The following is a 21,294-nucleotide window of genomic DNA, read 5'->3' as shown; positions in this document are numbered from 1 at the left end:
CTTTGGTGCTATCAGAAGGCTTTTCAAAAGCCTGTGCTGCTTTCTCCTCAAGTTCTCGCATCCATTCTGTAATCTTGCTCGGGCTCACTTCGTATCGCTTCGCTAAACTCTGCATCGTCTCATCGCCCCTCAAGCCGGCTAAAGCAACTTGTGCCTTAAAGATTGAACTGTATTTACTTCTTCGTCCCATAAACTTCTCTTTTTCTTCTTTTCATCGGAAAATGACAATTAATTCCATCTCAACTCTCAAATCTACCACTTTTGGAGTTGTCTAGTTTTTGGGGAGTATTATAATCATGGCAGAACGGGCAAATTTGCCACCCCAATACCCTCTGTTCCCCAACCTATAACAAGAGGGGGGCTTGCTTTTTTAATTTGAAAAGCAAACCCCCGATATTACTCTGATATCTGACCTTCAAAAAGTCATTTCTAACTTTTACCGGACAGCAATAATTACTTACCCACCTTCTCCTCGATTGCAGCCTGTGCTGCAGCTAGGCGTGCGATTGGCACACGGAATGGAGAGCAAGAAACATAGTTAAGACCTACTCTGTGGCAGAACTTCACGCTACTTGGCTCACCACCATGCTCACCGCAAATACCTACCTTGAGGGTAGAATTGGTAGAGCGTCCAAGCTTAGTACCATGCTCTACAAGCTGACCTACTCCCTCTTGGTCGAGTACCTGGAATGGGTCTACGTGAAGAATCTTCTTCTTGAGGTACTCAGGAAGGAAGCCATTGATATCGTCACGAGAGTAACCGAAGGTCATCTGAGTAAGGTCATTAGTACCGAAGCTGAAGAACTCTGCATGCTCTGCGATCTTATCAGCGATAAGGGTAGCACGTGGAATCTCAATCATGGTACCTACCTTGTAGTCTACAGATACACCTTCCTCTGCGAAGAGCTTCTTGGCAGTCTCATCGATAACCTCACGCTGTAGTTCGAGCTCTCTTACAGTACCTACGAGTGGCACCATAATCTCTGGCATTACCTTGATGCCTTCCCTACTTAGCTCTATTGCAGCACCGAGGATAGCACGGGTCTGCATCACAGTGATCTCAGGATAGGTGTTACCCAGACGGCAACCACGGTGACCAAGCATTGGGTTCACCTCATGAAGACCATTGACACGGGCTGACACCTGTGCTGCAGAAATACCTAGCTCTGCTGCCATCTCCTCTTGACCCTTCTGATCCTGTGGTAGGAACTCATGCAGAGGTGGGTCGAGTAGACGAACGGTAACAGGGTGACCATTCATAGCACGGAATATACCAAGGAAGTCTTGCTTCTGTAGTGGAAGTAGCTCCTCGAGAGCGGCTTCACGACCTTCAGTATCTTGTGCAAGAATCATCTTACGCATTGCCTTGATCTTTGAGCCCTCAAAGAACATGTGCTCAGTACGGCAGAGACCAATACCAGTTGCGCCGAAGCTGAGTGCTACTTCTGCATCGTGTGGGGTATCGGCATTGGTACGTACGGTGAGGCGAGCATGCTTGTCTGACAGATCCATGAGCTTCTGGAAGTCCTCATCAAGTACAGCTGCCTTAGTTGGTACCTGACCCTCGTAGATAAGACCAGTAGAACCATTGATAGAGATAAAGTCACCCTCCTTGTACACACGACCATCTACAGTCATGGTACCTGCCTTGTAATCAATCTCTAGTGCACCTGCTCCGGACACACAACACTTACCCATACCACGTGCTACTACAGCTGCGTGGCTAGTCATACCACCCTTAGCGGTTAGGATTCCCTCAGCTACCTGCATACCTGCAAGATCCTCAGGAGAGGTTTCGTTGCGCACGAGTATTACCTTGTCACCATGCTCATTGTGCATGCGAGCTGCATCCTCAGCGAAGAAGCAGATCTTACCAGAAGCTGCGCCTGGAGATGCTGGTAGACCACGAGCAATTTCTACTGCCTTTGCCTCAGCTACCTTATCAAATACTGGATGGAGTAGCTCGTCTAGCTTGTTAGGATCAACACGAAGGATAGCCTGCTCCTCTGTGATCAAACCCTCCTGTAGCATATCCATAGCAATCTTTACCATTGCCTTACCAGTACGCTTACCATTACGAGTCTGGAGGAACCATAGCTTACCATTCTGGATAGTGAACTCCATATCCTGCATGTCACGATAGTGGTTCTCGAGCTTGTGCTGAATATCGAATAGCTCCTTATACATCTCAGGCATAGACTCCTCAAGAGATGGCATCTCAGTAGCACGATACTCCTCGGTGACACCAGCAAGCTTAGCCCAACGATGTGAACCCTCCTTAGTAATCTCCTGTGGTGTGCGGATACCAGCCACTACGTCCTCACCTTGAGCATTGATAAGATACTCGCCATTGAAAAGGTTTTCTCCGGTAGCTGCGTTACGAGAGAAGCAAACACCAGTGGCTGAATTATTGCCCATGTTGCCGAACACCATGGCTTGTACATTGACAGCGGTACCCCACTCCTCAGGGATATTCTCCATACGGCGGTAGATGATCGCGCGCTCATTCATCCAAGAACCGAATACAGCACCAATAGCACCCCATAGCTGGTCGTATGCATCAACAGGGAAGTCCTTACCTGTCTGCTCCTTTACTGCTGCACGGAAGCGCTTTACAAGCTCCTTGAGATCCTCTACGGTAAGGTCGTTATCCATGGTCACGCCCTTCTCATGCTTTACCTCCTCGATAATCTTCTCGAAGGGGTCAATCTCCTTCTTATCAAGTGGCTTCATACCGAGTACTACGTCGCCATACATCTGGACAAAACGACGATAAGAGTCCCAAGCGAAACGCTCATTGCCACTACAGGTAGCTAGACCTTGTACAGCCTCATCGTTTAGACCAAGGTTGAGGATGGTATCCATCATACCAGGCATAGATGCAGGAGCACCTGAGCGAACTGATACGAGTAGTGGGTTCTTGCTATCACCAAACTTGGTGCCTGTTAGTTCTTCCATCTTGGCAATGTGTGCCTCTGCCTCTTGGAAAATCTCCTTGCGAAGGATATCACGATCTAGCTCGTAATACTCCTTACACACTTCGGTGGTGATAGTAAAGCCTGGAGGCACTGGTACGCCAATCAGGTTCATCTCGGCAAGGTTGGCACCCTTACCACCCAGCAACATTCTCATGTCTGCCTTTCCCTCTGCGGCTCCATTACCGAAGAAGTAAACTCTTTTCTTTGACATCTTTTACTCAGATAATTAATATAGTTTATATATAAACAATTTGCATCACTCAAAGAGAGGGTCTATACCCTCCTCTACTATGGGCTCAAAAGGCATTAGCCCACCATCCTTGCTTCTACAAGGGTCAGCATATTCTTCAGGTATCACGAACTTAAGCTCTGGACTAACACCCAGCTCCTCGGCTCGCTTCTGAAGGGCTTTATCAGCATATACTTTTTGGAAGAACTTCGCCACGATAGGCAAAGCCATATTGGCTCCCTGCCCTAGGCGAATACCATCGAAGTGGATGGATCTATCTTCACCCCCAACCCAGCACCCTGTGCTGATACGTGGAGTGAAGCCCATAAACCAACCATCGGAGTGGTTCTGACTAGTTCCTGTCTTACCCCCCATATCGGCGTTGACATTGTATCGGTTACGGACACGGCTACCAGTACCCCCATTCATCACATTTCGTAGCATGTGGAGGGTCTTATAGGTAGCATCGGCCGACAGAACCTCTCGGATATCGGGAAGGAACTCAGCGACAACATTTCCGTATTGATCCTCGATTCTAGTCACATATATAGGCACAGCACGCATACCGGCATTGGCAAAAGTGCTAAATCCAGACACCATCTCTTCCACAGTGATGTCGGGGCTACCCAAACTAATTGCCGGTGTAGGGTCGAGGTCTCCTGTAACGCCGAAGGAGTGCAACAGGTCTACAAAGGTAACGGGAGACATTTGGCTCATCAGCCAAGCGGTAACCCAGTTGGAGGAGTTCTGTAGTCCCCAATTGATAGATACCATATCCCCTACTCGGCTAGCTCCCGCATTCTTAGGAGACCATATCTCTCCCGTAGCAAGTCGGATATGAGGCTGCACATGGAGCATCTGATCACAAGGGGTAAAGCCCTCGCTCATAGCCATAGAGTAGAGGTAAGGTTTCATAGTAGACCCCACCTGACGCCTACCTTGCGTAGCCATATCATACTGGAACGTACTATAGTCTGTACCACCAACATAAGCACGCACATAACCTGTGCTGCTATCCATTGCCATAAAGCCAGACCTTAAGAAGCGCTTGTGGTAGAGGATAGAATCGCGAGGCGTCATTACTGTATCTCGCAAGATAGTCACATACTTGCCATCCTCCTTTCCATAGGCGAATACGGACATTTCCGTAGGCTCGTCGAAGCTCTTCATGATCTCAGACTCGTTGATACCAGACGCCTTTTGTAGGCGGTAACGATCACTATTCTTAATATCTCGGGTGATGATATTTCTGCGCTCATCAGAACTGATATCTTTGGAGAATGGAGCGTAGTCTCTGCCCTTCTTCTCACGGTCGAAGGCGATCTGAATATCGCCAGCAAGGTGCTCAATCATCGCTGCCTCGGCATGCTCCTGCATACGAGAATTAATGGTGGTATACACCTTTAGACCATCTGTATAGATGTTATAAGGTTCGCCGTTTGCCTTCTTATTCTTATTGCACCAACCATAAAGGGGATTATTCTCCCACTGCTGTACATCGTGCTCGTACTCTTGCTCCTGCCAATCTCTATAATTGCTGCGATCTGGCTTCTCTGCCATCATTATCTTGCGCAGGTACTCCCTAAAGTAGGGTGCGATACCTGCTCTATGGCTTTGGCGCTTAAAGTTTAGCTCAATAGCATTAGCCTGCAGAGCCACCATCTCATCCCGAGTAATATAACCCTGCTCCATCATTAGGGAAAGTACCACATCACGTCTTCCCTTGGTGCGCTCAGGGTATCGGACAGGATTGAAGTAGGATGGGTTTTTACACATCCCCACAAGTAGCGCAGCCTCTTCGGTAGTCAACTCCTTGGGCAACTTATTGAAATAAGTCTTGGCAGCGGAGTCAATCCCTACCGCTTGATATAGGAAGTCAAACTTATTGAGGTAAAGGGTAATTATCTCTTCCTTGGAGTAGAAACGCTCTAGTTTCGCAGCTATCACCCACTCTATTGGTTTCTGCATTGCACGCTCTACGATATTCTTAGCCGTAGGGGAATAGAGCTGCTTAGCCAGCTGCTGGGTAATAGTACTACCGCCCCCTGCATCCTTCTGCCCCATGAGTACGGTACGGAAGAACACTCGGAATAGTCCTCTAAGATCTATGCCTGAGTGCTCCGTAAAGCGCTTATCCTCTGTAGCAATAAGTGCATTGACCAAGGCGGGAGACAAATCCTCGTAAGTGGTATAGATACGATTATTCCCCTTCAGAGCGAAGGAGCCCATTACCACATTATCCTCAGATATCAACTGAGTAGCGTACTTATCAATTGGGTTTTGTAGCTCCTCAATGAGTGGCATGTAGCCTATTACCCCATTAGCAATCAATACGAATAACAATACTACTACCGCCACTCCGACTCCAAATAGAGTCCATAACAGACGGACAAACCATCTTACCCCTCTCTTCATATATCTCTTATGTTCGCTTTATTCAGCTACTAGCTATCAAACAGTTCCGCAAATTGCACTCCGATGCCCTCCTAGTGTACAAAGATACTATTTTTCCCTTATTTTGCCCATCATCGGGAACGGCATTACTGTAGTCTAGGTCACCTATCTCCTGTGTGCAAAGAAGTTACGCATCAACTGTGCGCACTCTTCCACCATTATTCCAGGGGTAACCTCCGTAGTCCTATGCAGTATATTATCGGCAAACTGAGTAAATCCCATCTTAGGCTCCGAAGCACCCCATACCACTCTACTAACCCGAGCATGGCGGAGTGCTCCCGCACACATGATACATGGCTCTACCGTCACATAAAGCGTACAATCGGGAAGGACCTTGCACCCTAATTGATTCTGAGCAGCAGTGATCGCCATCATCTCGGCATGGGCAGTTACATCTTGCAGACTCTCAGTGAGGTTGTGTCCTCTACCGATTATCGTATCATTGACTACCACCACAGCACCTATGGGCACCTCGTTTGCCTCATAGGCGAGGAGCGCCTCCTGCAGTGCCTGCTGCATAAAATACTCATCCGTAAATGGAGAAATAGGGCTATCAATCATCTGATATATTTTGGTCAAAAAGAGTAGGATAATTGGCATTGAGCTCACCTACCACATGAGTCATCACGAGACGGCGGACAAAGGCAGAACGACTACGATGCTTATACTTCTTCACATAGTAATTGAGCATCTTACACTCCTCTTCAGAAAAGAGTACAGTCACCTTTTCCGTCCGTTTGTCCTGTATTACATCCAGCTTATTGCGTACCTTCTTTGCCATACATCTACTCCTTAACCCAATGTATTACCAATTGGAAACAAGTTGTCTCGTCATGCTCTATCTGTAAGTAATCGGTCAAGCCTTCCGAATAGTGCCGCACGTACAGTTGATCGCCATAGTGCCCTTCCTTCACAAAGCGCAAGTGCACATCGGTCATGCGATACTGTAGAATCCGCTCAAGTGGCAAAGCGTCTACCGCCAGCGATACCCACACAGAGCTATTCACGTGCCTATTCAGGTCTAGATCCGAGTACCTTACCTTATGCACATAGATAGTCTTGAGCAGAGCTGTCTCCTCTCTCCCAAGTAGACGCCGAGGCACTTCTGGAAGTTCGAGTCCTGGGTACGCAGTTCTCACGGATGTATCCGTCAGTACCTTATCTATTGAGATCGGCATCCGCTTCTTGATATCAATAGCAATCCACTTGGTCATAGAGCTAGCTACAAGACCTCTTCCTTGGGAGAGAGTGATTACCCTATCCGTAGAGATACCCGACCAATCCGTCACTCCCGTAGATATCTCTAGTGGTTCTTGGATAGAGATCGGTTGAAAAAACTGGATACTCATACGGCTCAGCACCCACGTAGCGCCTTGTTCCATAAGCTGACCTATACCGTAGCCGAAGTGTGTAGCGTGCTCTCCCGCAACATGTATCATACGGCTCACCACCTGGCTCAGAGGGTAACGCTCCCTCAGATCCAGATGGAAAGGCCACAGTTCTAGTTCAATCGTAAGTTTATGCCCGTCTACCCGTCGCATAACTACAGGAGTCTCTGAATCAATTGCTCAAGAGTAAGTGCCATTTGTTCTCCGCTCTCCATATCCTTGAGCGTAATGGTCTTACTATCCACCTCCTCTGCACCGACGAAAGCAACGTAAGGAATAGACAGAGCATTGGCATAGCTCATCTGCTTCTTCAGCTTAGCATCCTCGGGATATAGCTCGGCAGAAATACCTGCCTCACGAATCTCGGAGAGAAGGGGCAAGATATACCTAGTCTCGCGATCCCCGAAGTTCACAAACATCAAACGGGTACCAGTGGTTGCCTCCTTAGGATATAGCTCCAGCTGATTGAGCACATCAAAAATACGATCAGCACCAAACGAAATACCCACACCACTAACGCCATCCAAGCCGAATACCCCAGTAAGATTGTCGTAACGACCACCACCAGTGATACTCCCTATCTGTACATCATTGGCCTTTACCTCGAATATTGTACCGGTGTAGTAGTCCAACCCACGTGCCAGCGACAGATCTAGCAACACCTTGTTATGTAAAGGTGATAGGCGAAGCATATCGAAGATATAGCTCAATTCCTCTATCCCCTTCTTACCCACTACAGAGCCCTCAAAGAGTTCACCCATCTTCTCGAGTTTCTCCTCATTACTACCCACAAAGGTTAGGATAGGATAGAGCCTATCAATAGCTTCCTGGGCGATGCCCTTCGAGAGCAACTCTCCCTGCACACCGTCCCAACCAATCTTATCCAGCTTATCGATAGCAACCGTCAAGTCAATAATATTCTCTATCCCGAGCGTTTCGCCAATAGCCGTTAGGAGCTTACGATTATTCAGGTGAATAGTCACCGATACACCTAACTTATGGAATACGGTATCAATAATACGGGTCAGCTCTACTTCGTGCAAAAGAGAGTCTGAGCCAATCACGTCGGCATCGCACTGGAAGAATTCACGATACCTTCCCTTCTGAGGTCTATCGGCACGCCATACGGGTTGAATTTGGAACCTACGGAATGGAAATGTTATCTCATTTCGGTGCTGAACCACATAGCGCGCAAAAGGCACAGTAAGGTCATACCTAAGCCCTCTATCGCACGCACGAGCTGCAAACTCATTGGCATCGATTGTCAATAGCTCCTCTCGCTTAAAGTCCTTAAGGCTATCCCCACTATTAAGGATACGGAAGAGCAACTTATCGCCCTCATCTCCGTACTTACCCGTAAGGGTCGAGAGGTTCTCCATAGCAGGAGTTTCTATCTCCATAAACCCGTATGTACGGTACACACTCTTAATGGTATCAAATATATAATTGCGCTTCGCCATCTCCTCGGGCGAAAAGTCGCGCGTACCCTTAGGTATCGAAGGCTTTTGTGCCATAATCTATTATTCCTTGTAACTATTGTACGAACGTATCTCCTCTATTGGCTTACGTTTCTTATCTCTTTTCTCTTGCAGAGAGTACCCTAGAGCTATCACCAGCGGGATATTCTTACGCTTAGGCACTCCCAAAATCTTCCTTAGCTTACGCTGGTTTAGCCAACCCATAATACAGCTCCCCAGCCCCTCCTCCGTCGCTGCTAGCGTAATATAGCTCGCGGCAATACCGAGGTCGTAAGCTGGAAGGTGCCTACGGAGCAAAATACTCCCGGCTTTCCCCTCCACATTGGCAGGTTCCTCCACCATTACTATCAGCACTGGTGCAGAGTAGGCAAACTTATTCATCCCACCCAGTAGTGTAGATGACACCGCCGAAGCCACCTTATCTCGCAGCTCAGGCTCATCCACTACTACGAAGTGCCAAGGCTGAGAATTAGTCCCCGAGGGAGCCAATCTGGCGCACTCGAGTATTCGCTCTATCACCTCCCGTTCTATAGTACGGGAGGGATCATATTTCCGGTCGCTCTGCCTAGCCTCTACCAGTTCCTTCAGCGTCACTGCTTCTCTATCTCAATAATCCTTGACAAGTACTTCCCTATGATATCAAACTCTAGGTTCACCCTCTTGCCAACGGTCAATTCCTTAAAGTTAGTATGCTCAATAGTGAATGGGATAATGGCTACTTCGAAACTATGAGGGGTAGAATTGACCACCGTAAGGCTCACCCCATTGACACATACCGAACCCTTCTCCACTGTCATATAACCTCTCAGTGCCATCTCCTTAGGCACATTGTACTCTATATGGAAGTAGTGGCTACCATCCGCCTCACGCACCTCGGTACAAGTTCCGGTGGTATCTACATGTCCTTGCACAATATGCCCATCAAGTCTTCCATTGATCTGCACACTGCGCTCAAGATTCACTAGGTCGCCTTCCTTAAGGTCGCCTAGGTTAGAGCGCTCCAAAGTCTCCAATATCGCAGTTACTGTGTAGCTCTGCTCTTGCAAGTCGATAGCTACAACAGTAAGGCATACGCCATTGTGTGCTACACTCTGATCTATCTTTAGTTCATCCACAAATGGTGCAGTAAGAGTCAAGTGCACATTCTCTGTGCCCTCCTCACGGACTACTCTCAGTACCTTAGCTGTCGTCTCAACAATTCCTGAAAACATCTTGTCTAACTTATTCTATCTATCTTTTTATTTCTTCCTAAATATCATCTTCCCGAGCCACGACTGCTTAGTCCTTGGCTCCCGCCCCATACGTGGCACAACCACTTGGTCAGCACTCAGCTCTTTACTTAGAGACTTATCCCCAAAAGGCGGAAGCCGATTATATCGCTCTACCACGGCATACATCTCTTTCTGTGTCCTAATAGGCTTGCCTCCATCATGCTTAGGGACATTCTCGAGGTTCTCGTCTACATAGGTTGCTTTCACATTATCGCTCAGACAAAGCTCCAGTACCTCACCGAGCGACTCTTTTATCTTTGGCTCCAATACTGGAGCACCACACTCTATCCGACGGTAGAGATTACGGGTCATCCAGTCGGCAGAGGCGATGAAGTACAATTGCGCTCCTCCGTGATGGAAATACCAAATACGAGCATGCTCCAAGTAGATATCCAGTAGCCTAATTACCCTAATATTCTTGCTAAAAGGTTGATTAGGCACCACCCTACAGATACCTCGAACCAGTAGGTCTATCTTCACTCCGGCTTCCGACGCCTTGTAGAGGTGGTCTATAACCCCTTTCTCCTCGAGCGAATTCATCTTCAGGATGATCCTTCCTACTCGCTCTGCTCTTGCCTCAGCTATCTCATACTCTATCAACTCATGGATATGCTCAGCCATACCATAGCTCGCCACAAGCAATCTCTTGAAGGGATACTCCGTCTTACCTCGTTCGAGGAGCTTAAACAACTCACCGAGTTCGCTCGCGAGATCAGGATTACTCGTGAATACCATCACATCTGAGTAAATCTTAGCCGTCTTCTCATTGAAGTTGCCTGTACTAAAACAAGCGATACCACACCTACCCGGAACGGTCTCAGAGTGAAACTCTATCAGACAGGTCTTGGCATGCACCTTAAGCCCCGGCAATGAATAGATAATCTTCACACCATGGCGGGTCATGCGCTGGGCAGTCTGCAGATTGTTCTCCTCATCAAAGCGAGCTTTGAGCTCCACAAATACGGTCACCTCTTTGCCGCTACTCGCTGCCCGAATCAGCACATCTATCACCTCTGAGTCCTCAGCCACACGGTACTGAGTTAGCTTTATACCCTTAACCCTAGGGTCTGTACAAGCCGCTCGAAGGGTATCGAGCAAGTAGTCGAAGCTAGTGTAAGGCACATAAATGGCTTCATCTTGGCTCAGCAGATGGTCTATTTTGCTTTCCGCTAAGTCCCACCGATAATGCGGAATCGGGCTAGGATAAGTCTGTTCATACGCTTTGCCCAGCGGATTAGGCAAGCTCCTCAAGTCTTGCAACTGCAGGTGCCTGCGTGCGGGGAGGAGATCCTCTGGCTTGAGTCCTATACTCTCTTTCAGCTGATCGAGCACCACCGCCGGCATCATATCGTCAAACTGAAAGCGTGTCACCGCACCTGTCTTGCGCTTGGCAATAATCTCCTCTAGGTTCTTTGCCAAATGCTGTCCCCCTTCTTCTATTTCTAGGTCCGCATCTCGAGATACCTTGAAACTATACGACCCCAATACCTCGAAGCCTGGGAATATTTTCTCAAGATTAGCTCGAACGACCTCATCAACAAAGGTGTAAGCATAATGCCCCTTATGCTTAGGCAACGAGATAAACCGAGGCACCTTGGTAAAGGGTAGCTTGATCACATACAACCTCCTAGCTCTATCCGCAAGTCGACGGAGATGTATACATAGGTAGATACGCTTATCTCTTATAAACACCTTCACCAAGTCGGGACTCAAGAGCACTGGCTGCAGAAAGGGGAACACCTCCTCATCGAAGTAACGATCAACGAATGTCCGTACCTCCCCTTTGAACTCCGTGGCATCAGTGAATACCTCCACTCCTACCTCACGCAGGTCAGATACCATTACATCTTCCCAAGCATAGCGAAAGAGCTCCTCTTGCCGCTTTACCTCGTCGGTTAGCTCTCTGAGGTCAGCCCGTTTTTGATCCGTCTTATCTTTATCTCCCCCACTTTTCTCCCGAGAGATAACTGCTCTATCCCTTGCGACACGCACCTGATAAAACTCCTCGAGATTGGAAGAGAAGATGGAGAGGAAGCTAATCCTCTCGTATATAGGTACGCTCTTATCGAGTGCCTCCATCAACACCCGTTTATTAAAAGCAAGCCAACTAATATCTCGATCAAAATATCTCATCCCCATGTAACCTCGGATATGCTCAATCCATTGTCCACAAATTTACCAATTATTTGGCATACATTAGAAAAGAATAAGCACAATCAATCTCCGCACTACATTATCACCTTCCAACCCTGATAATCCGCCATCAATCAAACTATTACCCACTGTACTTTACCCATCAATACACCCCCTATCACCTCCATTTACATCTCAACCAAACCAGCTCGCGATCTAGCCTGATACGGAGACCTGTCAGACATGACCATTTGATATATACTAAACGACTAGATTAATATATACTAATTGACCAATTTGATATATATTAAATTAGTCAATTAGTATATATTAAATGGTCAACTAGTCAGTAGAGGCAGGTCAAGGGGTTAGTATTGTTGGGTTATCGGATAGGCAGCAATAGAGGAGGTATAAAGTCTAAACTTCAATATTGCATTCGTTATTCGGCATCGGTCACGTAAGTGGGTACGACCACTTCGTCTCTGTCTTAGCACCTCGTACTTAGGATTATGGCACACCACAGAGTGCCAAAGGTCACCTTCAGCACACCCTTTGGACACCACATTAGGAATCCTTATTTTGAGGAGTATATACTGAGCGTTTCGAGTGGGAGACCACCTATCTCCGATGCCACTTTGGCATAATTACTTCCAGGCGTGGTGAGGATTCGCTCTGTGTGCGAGAGGGCTAAGAGCTCTCCGAAAGATTGTATCACGCCCTTTACGGTGTGCGGATCAGCTACGCTATGAGGCACGAAGACGCGTTCGTGGAATATTGTGGCAAGACGCTCACGTTCGTCTTTGGAGGTGGTAGCGATAAAGAAAGAGATCTCATTATCTGCCTCTATCATTTCTTGCATACGGCGGATAAATAGCTCTATTGGGCTTTCGCTGTAAGTGGTCTGCGGATTGATCCGACGATTGATATGCACCCCTACCATTCGGCGTTCCCAACTAGCCATGCTCGAGAGAAGTACATTATTGACCTCCACTGTCGCTTCCAATATGTCGTACATGCCTAGGAATCGTCCCAGTCCATCGCCTGTAGCAATGAGTATAGACTTTTCTGTATCTCTGAATAGGTCATCTAGCTCTGCCCGCTCATGCGCTATCATATATTCGACACGCTTAGGGCCAAGTACTTTATCGTAGCCAAGTGCGACAAAGGGGAAACTCAGGAAGAAGTTGCAGGGCATAGGCGGAGTATTCAGAAGGGCATCTGTCCATCCCATTGGCCGCATGGTCACATTATCGGAGATAAGACCAGGCTTCAGCGTAAAGAGACGATCTGTAGAGACCGGCATATAATCATCGGTACGCCAAAGTATCTCTAGCGGGCGATTGTACTCCCTAGCGATATGAATCATCGAAGAAATAGTGCGGATGCGGCAGGCTATCCCACCCAAAGGCAATAACGTAATCCCTTTTCTTACCTCCTCCTTTGTCCCATCTTTACTCATAGCTTTCTGATTATCCTTGTGACTGAATCTCCTATTTGGCTCATGAGTCGTCGGAAAGTCTCCTCACGCCGCATCATTAGCCAGCCAAATATACCAATTACTCCCGTCCTCCACATACTATCGAGGATAGGATGCCCCCAGTGGGGCAACAAATAGTCTACTCCCAGAAGTAAGCCGTAGGGAACTATAATCCTTACCATCTGCCAATTTACGGGGGTAACTTGCATCTTACGCCACAGCACCAATTGCTGGAAAGTGTAACTAATAACGAAAGTAATCATCGTAGCTATGGCTGCACCAGTTATTCCCCAGTACTCTATGAAATAGAGATTTAGGAGAATGGTGACGACCATCACAATGATAGTATAGGCAAGTGTCCAGAAATAATACTTGCTGTATCGGAGTATAGCATTGCCAAAGCTGAAGGATAAATCGACCAGCTTTCCTAGACCGAGGAAGAAGATAACCCACTTCCCCTGGATATAGACTGCGCTATTGGGAATGACCCAGAATATAGTCCCTACATTGATCCAGATAAGCAGTAATAGGGCTGAACCTATCAGGAGTTGGTTATTTGACACCTCTCGGAATATGCGGTTGACTTCACGGTAATCTCCACTGTGGATAGCGGCGGAGGCGAGAGGAGCAGACATAGCGCTGAGCGAACGTGATGGCATCTCCACCACCGCCACAATAAAGAATGCGATGGTATAGACGCCCGCAGATGCCATGCCCAATTCGGAGGAGACCATAAATAGATCCAGCCGCTGTACTATGCTACTGCCCATGGCACTGAGCACTGTAAAGAGGGTATAATTTCGAAAGTCGCGTTGGACCTTTCCCTCTGGTATTACGATTGGGGCGCCTAAGGCATTTGGGGCTATTCTGAAACTATACAGGAGGGTAACCCCCATCATCACCCCATAGGAGAGCACGAAGATGGCGATAAAACCCCGAAAGTCCAACATGCCAAACCCATATACGAGATAGGCAAATAGAAGAAGGAGCCTAAGAATAACCTCTCGGCTCAGTTTGGGGATAGCTATCCTTTGCCGGAGGCTACAGTAGACCTCGAGCACGGTTTGGTAGGTAATGAAGAGCATGAGCGGAAGTACTACATAGTAGTAGTTCTGGAAGAGATCTACCCCTCCGCTCTTAGGTGCAAAGAAGTGCACCAATGGTGCCCGTAAAAATAGATAAAGAGCTCCAAAGATAAGGATCCCAATCAAAGGGATAATGAGTAAGAGCCTAAGGAAACCGCCATCTTTGCCGTCCGTAGTACGGAAATAGGGGTAATAGCGTATGGCTGAGCTATTGGTAGCCAATAGGGCATAGCCACCCACCAGAGTCGCCGCTTCGACAAGCACTCTGGTGAGACCAATCTCCTCAGGGGTAAGGAGCTCAGTCACGACAAAGAAAGTAGTGATAAAGCCAATCCCGACCCCTATAAGATTAATAATAGTCCCCTTAAAGCTCTGTCGAAAAACTATCCCCATACCTTCTGCGTCTTATCTACTTGCGGGTTCGATTAGGAGCCCCACCTCTACCACTCCTGGTATAATGGAGTCTGTAGAGAGATGCCGCAGGCTATACGAGTAGACCCCTTGGCTGGGGAATTGTACGCCTTGCTCTAGGACGGTCTTTTGCTCGAAGATATTGTAACCGCTCTTATCCCCTTTTACTCGGTTTATGGGGACCTGTACCACTCGCGTTTTCAGCTCTCTATTGGGCGTCTCGAAGGTTATCCCTATTGGGATAGTACGGTAAGTGATATCCCTATCAAGCCTCAGCACAAGACTGACATTGTAAAGGGCATTGGGCTTTAGCTCGGCAGAACTAAAGAAGACCTCTTTATCCGACGACCATCCTCTATCTTCTATCATCTCGAAGTACTGATAGGTGCCCCCCACTCTTTTGCAACCGATACAACCAAAGAGCAGGAGCAAGACAGTGAGAAGTAGTGTGCGCCTTCCCTCCATGGCTATTCCTCCGAACGCTCTCCGCCCTTTCGGTTTCGCCGTGGATTGGTACGCCTTCTAGCTCGCTCCTCTCCCCCAGCACCCTCTGCGGTATTTGGTCGGCGACGCCTACGTGAAGCACCTTCCCTTGCAGCCCTCTTAAGCTCTTCATTGTGTGCATCTGGGCTATTCTGTACGGGTTCTGTTTGCTTGCCTTTATTGTTGTTGGCACTATTATTATTGCCGTTACGCTGTTTCTTCTTGCGCCTATTGCCTTTTCGTTCTTCATCGAAGCGGTTCATGCTACTCTGAGAGAGCAAATCGTTAGGCACTTTAGCGGGAAGGTCTATCATCTCCTCGCTATCGAACTGGAGATTGAAAGGTATCATCCCCTGCTTGTTTTGCTGAATAATCGCGAGTGCCCTATCGCGAGTAATGGTAATCGGTTCGCTTATCTCTCGACGGTCACGTACCTTGGGGAGGTAGGTAATCTCCCCTGCCAATATATCGGCTTTCATATAACGGTAGTCGCCCGCGCTTGTCCGGAGCTCGATAGAGCGATGAGGCATCTGTTGCTGAGCCTCATAATAAGTATCTACTTCGTAATTAAGGCAACACTTCAACTTAGCGCACTGACCTGCGAGTTTCTGAGGATTGAGTGAGAGATCCTGGAGTCTCGCAGCATTGGTGCCCACCGAAACGAAGCTAGTCATCCAGCTAGAGCAACATAGCTGCCTACCACATGGACCCAGACCACCTATTCTTCCCGCCTCTTGTCTAACACCGATTTGCTTCATCTCCACACGGATGTGGAACGCCTCAGCAAGTCTACGAATAAGTTGTCGGAAGTCTACTCTCCCCTCGGCTATATAGTAGAAGATGGCTTTCTGCCCATCGCCTTGGTATTCTACATCGCCAATCTTCATGTCTAGACCCAATGACTCAGCAATCTTACGGCTCTCAATCATCGTCGGATGTTCTAGCTGCTTCACCTGCTCATACTTCTCCAAGTCGGCAGGCTTGGCAATACGATAAACACGGCGAGGCTCTCCATTGGGGTGACGATAGCGCGTCTTTTGCATTTGGAGCTCTACCAACTTCCCGGTCAACGTCACCTCCCCAATATCATGCCCCGGCATTGCCTCTACCGCAACGATATCCCCTTTGTGGAGATCTAGCTTTAGGCTATTGAGGAAATAGCCCTTACGGGTGTTCTTGAACTGTACTTCTACAAAGTCGGAAGCATTGCAACCAACAGGGAGATCGCAGAAATAGTCCGATACATTCAGTTTGCTTTCTAGATTGGTGGCATACCCCCGAGCTTTAGAGCAGGCACAGCTAGAGCGCGCCCCGAAGCCTAGATGTCTTTTGACCACCAAATCCTTTTCTATATCTTGAGAATTCATCCTATTTATCTATGTATAATATTCACAAAGTTACCCTTTTCTCAGGAGACCTCAAAATATACATAACCTTCCCCAAAACACCTAAGGAGAGTGCTGACACTCGCTTTAGAATTTCAGGTATCCGCTCAGCATTATCTGCCGAGGTCTAAGCACAAAGTAATTGGAATACCTATCCGCATCTGTAACTAGGGATTGATATATTGCTTGGGTATTGAGTAGGTTATCCCCCTTAAGCTCAACCCTTAAGCGCTTGTAGCGATAGGTAATAGTTCCCATAAGTAGTGCGAAAGATTGGTTGCGGTTAATACCAGCTTCAGACACAGCAGTATAGTCACCCGATATTCCCGTCGACCACCTCTCGAAGAACGAACAAGTTACTCCACCTTTTACCTTCCACTCTCCAAGATTGAATGCTCCAAAACTACTCCTATTGAGGTCTTCCCTTCGTGAAACAGATATAGAAAGCTCCAGCCAGGATAGAGGGCTGCTGATGAATTCCAAACGACCACCCATACTCTGAGACGATAGCTTATTGAGTTGCCCTGCTATAATCATTGGATAGGAAGTATAGGCGTAATCGGCAGAGATAGAGACCACGCTCTTGAGGGCAGCAAACTGCTTAGATAGATATACCTCTCCGCCGATAAAGTCTCTCATCTGCTTACCTGCTACTTGGGCAGACAACTTTGCCGTCCCCTCTAGTGTCCGTGACACTATTTTATTATCTATAGTCCGAATAGCAGATAGTCTCAGGCGCCCAAATATGGCTCTTATGGCTTGCCTATATTCAATATTCAGAGCGGCACTTAGGGTATTACGCTCCGGTTCGACAACCTCTGCCCGAGTGTTGACTTGGTCGAACGATGTGCGATAACTCCCTAATAGATAATCGGTAATCTCCGAGAGATTGTTTCGGGTATACCTCCCATTCCAAGATAAATACCAAAGGGGCGAGGGACGATAGCTCAGCTTTGCCAACACACCGGGGCTAAGGACACCTCGCCTTATGCTTTGCGGGGTATAGGTAATATCCTGAAACCGATAAAAGAGATAATTGAATTGCAGGGGCACACTTATAGACCACTTGAGGTGAGGAGCATTATAACTAAGTGTTGGGGCGCTACTCACCTGTAACCTACCACCGTCTACACTCCTTCCCTCTGCCTTTGTCCCAGAAACGAGTCCGATATCTTCCAGACGACCGTCTAGCTCTACCGTTCCCCAAATACTATATAGACCACCCAAGCCCCACCCATAGCTGGCTCTGGTATAGGAGTTCAAATCACTGCCATAGATATGTTGGCGATAAGCATACCTACCTCTTGGGACTTCAAAGATGAGCCGAGGGAGCTTCCTGTAGCTCACTCGCCCCTCTAGGGTCGTGGTGTTACCCCCTTGTCGACTTGCGAGGCTGAAGTTATTGTCGAGTCTATACTCGTTTGCCCTTGCCTCCTCTAGAATCTCCTCTCCTCTGAATAGATTATGCGTACCCTGCGCCCAATCCCCTTCGACTGTCAGGGTATTCATTAGATACCGTTGGGTAGAGTTCTCGGTATAATTGAGCTGAGCACGTGCAAGATGACCCTCAATGCGATTTGTGCGCTCCTCTGTAAAGTGTAGGTAGTCCCCCTTATCAGCTAGGAAACTCTCCTTTCCCCGTCTACCAGATGTACTCTTGAAGCCATAGCCAATATTGTACTTGAGAGTTACATCTTCCTTCAGTACGAGAATCTGATTTAGTGTACCCAATATATCTACTTGGGAAAGTGCCTGAGATTTATCACTATACGACGTAAGGGCATTCCCGCCAAAAGCACGTGCAGAAGTACTGGAGACACTCTTCTTGATACCGATAGACTCACTATCCTGCGCCGTAGACGTATCCCATATACCGGCTCCGAGTATCTGCGTTCGCTTATTTACCAAAAGCGTATTAGCCCCTAAGCTATGCACCAACCCTTGCTCTTCCAATACACCTCCACCGACCATCACCTCGCCCGAGGGTGTCAGCATTGTGTTATTCTTGAGTCGGATATTAAGCATAGTGCCATCGCCCTCTTCCACTCCCCTGAGTACTTTCTTCTTCTGAAAGCGCTCCATGACATCGATAGCTGAAATATCTTCCGCCTTTATGATACGTGTTGCAGTCTGGTAATTATTAGCAACCAGATCCAAACCCTCTATATAGACACCACTTATCGGATCCCCCATGTAGCTTATTATTCCCCGCGAATCCACACTAACCCCTGGGAGCCGTTTCATCAAGTCTTCTGCCGAGTAAGTGTTACTGGTGATAAAGGCAGATGCTCGGTAAGTGACAGTATCTCCTCGGGAGACAATGGGAGTTCCGAGCACGACCACCTCTGGCAGCTCCTCGCTATCAGGCTCTAGATAGATAGGCTGTTCTCCTGTCGTAACACCAAGACTTATGCGCTGATTTTTATAACCCATGAGACGCACCTCCAATAGGTTGGGGCGCTTCTTACCAGACACACGGATACTGTACCTCCCATCATTAGCTGTGCTTCCAAAAGCTATACGATCCTGCTTCCCGTCCGAACTTCCACGCTCCGACAGGAGGAGCACGATAGCATTACTAACCGGTTCATTGCTCTTGGCATCCAATACCAGCCCACTATACACCACAGCCACAGGCTCTTGGGCATATATTACAGGACAGCACAAGAACCAGTACAAGAGAATTAGAATGGACTCAAGCCGCATTACCTACTCTTTGATTTTACGGAGAGGGGTGTAGTTTATAGGATCTGTCTTAGGCAAGTCTGACATCTGTTTGCCAACAGCTGTAGCAGCAACATACTGGGCACGATTGTCATAAAATCTTTTCATTGCCTTGAGCACATCATTTCTACTGGCTTTGAGGTAGTCTTTATCTCTGAATAATATTGGAACAGAACGCCATTCTATCCTATAGAGTTCAAAGGAGAAGTTCCTAGTACTATCCTCTGCGCGGACTACTACCCCAGGAAGACCCTTCAATAGCCAAGGACCATCCGGACGGCTTTCTTTCTCAGAGTACCATACCACCCACTTTCTTCCATAGAGGGTAGTCGTCGCTTTGGAGCAAAGACAACCGGTTATCTCCTTTTGCTCATCCACCAACTGCCACTCAGGGAGTACCTCTTCCTCCTCAGTCAGAAAACGATCCATAAAGACCCTATCCGTAATGCTACGCTTCCCAGTAGGATAATTAGTGTAAAGTACCCACCGAACATCCCCTCTAAAATCCACCTTACGAATATTCTCATTCATTTTGGTCATTATGATTTTTTTATCTTGTGGCTCATTATTAAATGCAAGCGCAAGTGAGTCAGTCAAATAATTCTCCATAGAAGAGAAGCGTTGAATCTTATCCCCAACTTGTAGCACCATCCGCGCCTTCTCCTCCTTTCCCTTGTCATTAAATGTATAAATATAGTGGTAGATGAGTTTGGAAGTATCAATTTGGCTAACTCTCTCAAACATTACTCTTTTCTGAGCATTAGTAGGAAGCCCGATAACAATCAGGAATAAGAGACCAACAACTATTTTTTTTACCATACTAAAAACAAAATGACCTTTAGTAGCGCCCGAAGACACTACTAAAGGTTTGTTATACATCATCATTCAACTATGATGTATGGCTCTCCATCCCATACGCCCTCAATATCATGTACCCCACAATGGATATCATTTAATTCACGCACAAATTCCATCCATTCATAGGGAGTCTCAAAGAACTCCATATCTGGACCCATAACACGCTTGCCACATGAAGTCTGATAGCCCGCGGACGCTAGAGCGACCCCTGTCCCAATAATTAAAAGCGCAAACGTGCCAAACACTTTTCTCTTTTTTATCTTCATAACAAAAATATGAAATTAAAAGATTAAACAAACATGCAAGTATCGAACTTGCGATGGCAATNTACAAATTTATTTTATTCTCTCAACAAGTTCATAATACAAAATAAACTCTAGTCTATTTTCACGTATTAAAAGTATCCTAACTACTCTTTGATTTTACGAAGAGGGTTGTAGTTTATAGGATCTGTCTTAGGCAAATCCGATGTCTGCTGTCCTGCAGCGGTTGCGGCAACATACTGCGCCATATTGTCATAGTACCTCTTCATCGCCTTGAGCACATCATTTCTGCTGGCTTTGAAGTAGTCCCTCACACCATACAATATAGGTGTAGAACGGTGCTCTATCTTATAGAGCTCAAAAGAGAAGTCCCCTGTGCTATCTTCAGCAAGTACGACCACTCCTGGAAGTCCTCTCAATAGCCAAGGGCCATCCGGACGACTCTCTTTCTCAGAGTACCATACCACCCACTTTCTTCCATAGAGTGTAGTCGTCGCTTTGGAGCAAAGACGACCGGCTATCTCCTTTTGCTCATCTACCAACTGCCACTCAGGGGGTACGTCTTTCTCCTCCGTCAGGAAACGATCCATAAAGACCCTATCCGTAATGCTGCGCTTCCCGATAGGATAATTAGTATAAAGAACCCACCGAACATCCCCTCTAAAATCCAGACTTCT

At 47.3% G+C, this 21,294-nt stretch carries 18 protein-coding genes; all 18 read right to left on the bottom strand.

All coding sequences use genetic code 11. The annotated features are described in order from the left end of the window. A partial coding sequence (locus tag A3GG_RS0106445) for a transposase (RefSeq protein WP_018358494.1) occupies positions 1-190 on the bottom strand: 190 nt, incomplete at its 3' end. A 263-nt stretch (positions 191-453) separates the two neighbouring features. Then, positions 454-3,189, bottom strand: a complete 2,736-nt coding sequence (ppdK, locus tag A3GG_RS0106440) for a pyruvate, phosphate dikinase (protein ID WP_018358493.1) — start codon at positions 3,187-3,189, stop codon at positions 454-456. Between the two features lie 45 nt (positions 3,190-3,234). Next, positions 3,235-5,622 (bottom strand): transglycosylase domain-containing protein, encoded by a 2,388-nt coding sequence (locus A3GG_RS0106435; protein ID WP_018358492.1) that lies wholly within the window; start codon positions 5,620-5,622, stop codon positions 3,235-3,237. A gap of 144 nt (positions 5,623-5,766) precedes the next feature. After that, positions 5,767-6,222, bottom strand: a complete 456-nt coding sequence (locus tag A3GG_RS0106430) for a nucleoside deaminase (protein WP_018358491.1) — start codon at positions 6,220-6,222, stop codon at positions 5,767-5,769. Further along, positions 6,215-6,442: a hypothetical protein gene (locus A3GG_RS0106425; RefSeq protein WP_018358490.1), complete on the bottom strand. Its 228-nt coding sequence runs from the start codon at positions 6,440-6,442 to the stop codon at positions 6,215-6,217. Before A3GG_RS0106425 ends, A3GG_RS0106430 begins: the two co-directional genes overlap by 8 nt. 4 nt (positions 6,443-6,446) lie before the next feature. After that, complete coding sequence (locus A3GG_RS0106420) at positions 6,447-7,202, bottom strand: acyl-[acyl-carrier-protein] thioesterase (RefSeq protein ID WP_018358489.1); 756 nt, start codon at positions 7,200-7,202, stop codon at positions 6,447-6,449. 2 nt (positions 7,203-7,204) lie between these two features. Continuing rightward, positions 7,205-8,563: a histidine--tRNA ligase gene (hisS, locus tag A3GG_RS0106415; RefSeq protein WP_018358488.1), complete on the bottom strand. Its 1,359-nt coding sequence runs from the start codon at positions 8,561-8,563 to the stop codon at positions 7,205-7,207. A gap of 6 nt (positions 8,564-8,569) precedes the next feature. Further along, entirely contained in the window at positions 8,570-9,121 is a 552-nt protein-coding gene (locus A3GG_RS0106410; RefSeq protein ID WP_018358487.1) for a nitroreductase family protein, read from the bottom strand. Continuing rightward, complete coding sequence (locus A3GG_RS0106405; RefSeq protein ID WP_018358486.1) at positions 9,118-9,738, bottom strand: riboflavin synthase; 621 nt, start codon at positions 9,736-9,738, stop codon at positions 9,118-9,120. The genes A3GG_RS0106410 and A3GG_RS0106405 overlap by 4 nt, the downstream gene beginning before the upstream one ends. A 27-nt stretch (positions 9,739-9,765) precedes the next feature. Further along, positions 9,766-11,931 (bottom strand): polyphosphate kinase 1, encoded by a 2,166-nt coding sequence (gene ppk1, locus A3GG_RS12015; protein ID WP_051074819.1) that lies wholly within the window; start codon positions 11,929-11,931, stop codon positions 9,766-9,768. Positions 11,932-12,505: 574 nt separating this feature from the next. Next, on the bottom strand, positions 12,506-13,390 hold the full coding sequence (locus tag A3GG_RS0106395) for an O-fucosyltransferase family protein (protein WP_018358484.1): 885 nt from the start codon (positions 13,388-13,390) through the stop codon (positions 12,506-12,508). Beyond that, positions 13,387-14,886, bottom strand: coding sequence for a polysaccharide biosynthesis protein (locus A3GG_RS0106390; protein ID WP_018358483.1), 1,500 nt, complete (start codon positions 14,884-14,886; stop codon positions 13,387-13,389). The genes A3GG_RS0106395 and A3GG_RS0106390 overlap by 4 nt, the downstream gene beginning before the upstream one ends. Positions 14,887-14,898: 12 nt before the next feature. Beyond that, positions 14,899-15,369 (bottom strand): gliding motility lipoprotein GldH family protein, encoded by a 471-nt coding sequence (locus A3GG_RS0106385; protein WP_018358482.1) that lies wholly within the window; start codon positions 15,367-15,369, stop codon positions 14,899-14,901. A gap of 2 nt (positions 15,370-15,371) precedes the next feature. Then, positions 15,372-16,754: a PSP1 domain-containing protein gene (locus A3GG_RS12010; RefSeq protein ID WP_018358481.1), complete on the bottom strand. Its 1,383-nt coding sequence runs from the start codon at positions 16,752-16,754 to the stop codon at positions 15,372-15,374. 105 nt (positions 16,755-16,859) lie between these two features. Further along, entirely contained in the window at positions 16,860-19,478 is a 2,619-nt protein-coding gene (locus A3GG_RS0106375) for a peptidase associated/transthyretin-like domain-containing protein (protein WP_018358480.1), read from the bottom strand. A 3-nt stretch (positions 19,479-19,481) separates the two neighbouring features. Beyond that, on the bottom strand, positions 19,482-20,315 hold the full coding sequence (locus A3GG_RS12005; RefSeq protein WP_169333154.1) for a GLPGLI family protein: 834 nt from the start codon (positions 20,313-20,315) through the stop codon (positions 19,482-19,484). Between the two features lie 62 nt (positions 20,316-20,377). Further along, positions 20,378-20,620 carry a hypothetical protein gene (locus A3GG_RS0106365; protein ID WP_018358478.1) on the bottom strand — a complete coding sequence of 81 codons (243 nt, stop codon included), beginning with the start codon at positions 20,618-20,620 and terminating at the stop codon, positions 20,378-20,380. 143 nt (positions 20,621-20,763) lie between these two features. Further along, the coding region (locus tag A3GG_RS0106360) for a GLPGLI family protein (RefSeq protein ID WP_018358477.1) at positions 20,764-21,294 on the bottom strand (531 nt) is incomplete at its 5' end.

The organism is Porphyromonas levii DSM 23370 (assembly GCF_000379925.1).
Classification (GTDB): Bacteria; Bacteroidota; Bacteroidia; order Bacteroidales; family Porphyromonadaceae; genus Porphyromonas_A; species Porphyromonas_A levii.
The sequence above is the reverse complement of the archived record's forward strand: the minus strand, read 5'-3'. Positions and strand labels throughout refer to the sequence as shown.

Bases quoted from the DNA above. Each gene is read 5' to 3' on its own strand.
- A3GG_RS0106365 (WP_018358478.1), bottom strand. From the start codon at position 20,620: ATGAAGATAAAAAAGAGAAAAGTGTTTGGCACGTTTGCGCTTTTAATT.
- A3GG_RS0106390 (WP_018358483.1), bottom strand. From the start codon at position 14,886: ATGGGGATAGTTTTTCGACAGAGCTTTAAGGGGACTATTATTAATCTT.
- A3GG_RS0106385 (WP_018358482.1), bottom strand. From the start codon at position 15,369: ATGGAGGGAAGGCGCACACTACTTCTCACTGTCTTGCTCCTGCTCTTT.
- A3GG_RS12010 (WP_018358481.1), bottom strand. From the start codon at position 16,754: ATGAATTCTCAAGATATAGAAAAGGATTTGGTGGTCAAAAGACATCTA.
- A3GG_RS12005 (WP_169333154.1), bottom strand. From the start codon at position 20,315: ATGGTAAAAAAAATAGTTGTTGGTCTCTTATTCCTGATTGTTATCGGG.
- ppdK (WP_018358493.1), bottom strand. From the start codon at position 3,189: ATGTCAAAGAAAAGAGTTTACTTCTTCGGTAATGGAGCCGCAGAGGGA.
- A3GG_RS0106420 (WP_018358489.1), bottom strand. From the start codon at position 7,202: ATGCGACGGGTAGACGGGCATAAACTTACGATTGAACTAGAACTGTGG.
- hisS (WP_018358488.1), bottom strand. From the start codon at position 8,563: ATGGCACAAAAGCCTTCGATACCTAAGGGTACGCGCGACTTTTCGCCC.
- A3GG_RS0106435 (WP_018358492.1), bottom strand. From the start codon at position 5,622: ATGAAGAGAGGGGTAAGATGGTTTGTCCGTCTGTTATGGACTCTATTT.
- ppk1 (WP_051074819.1), bottom strand. From the start codon at position 11,931: ATGAGATATTTTGATCGAGATATTAGTTGGCTTGCTTTTAATAAACGG.
- A3GG_RS0106395 (WP_018358484.1), bottom strand. From the start codon at position 13,390: ATGAGTAAAGATGGGACAAAGGAGGAGGTAAGAAAAGGGATTACGTTA.
- A3GG_RS0106425 (WP_018358490.1), bottom strand. From the start codon at position 6,442: ATGGCAAAGAAGGTACGCAATAAGCTGGATGTAATACAGGACAAACGG.
- A3GG_RS0106405 (WP_018358486.1), bottom strand. From the start codon at position 9,738: ATGTTTTCAGGAATTGTTGAGACGACAGCTAAGGTACTGAGAGTAGTC.
- A3GG_RS0106375 (WP_018358480.1), bottom strand. From the start codon at position 19,478: ATGCGGCTTGAGTCCATTCTAATTCTCTTGTACTGGTTCTTGTGCTGT.
- A3GG_RS0106430 (WP_018358491.1), bottom strand. From the start codon at position 6,222: ATGATTGATAGCCCTATTTCTCCATTTACGGATGAGTATTTTATGCAG.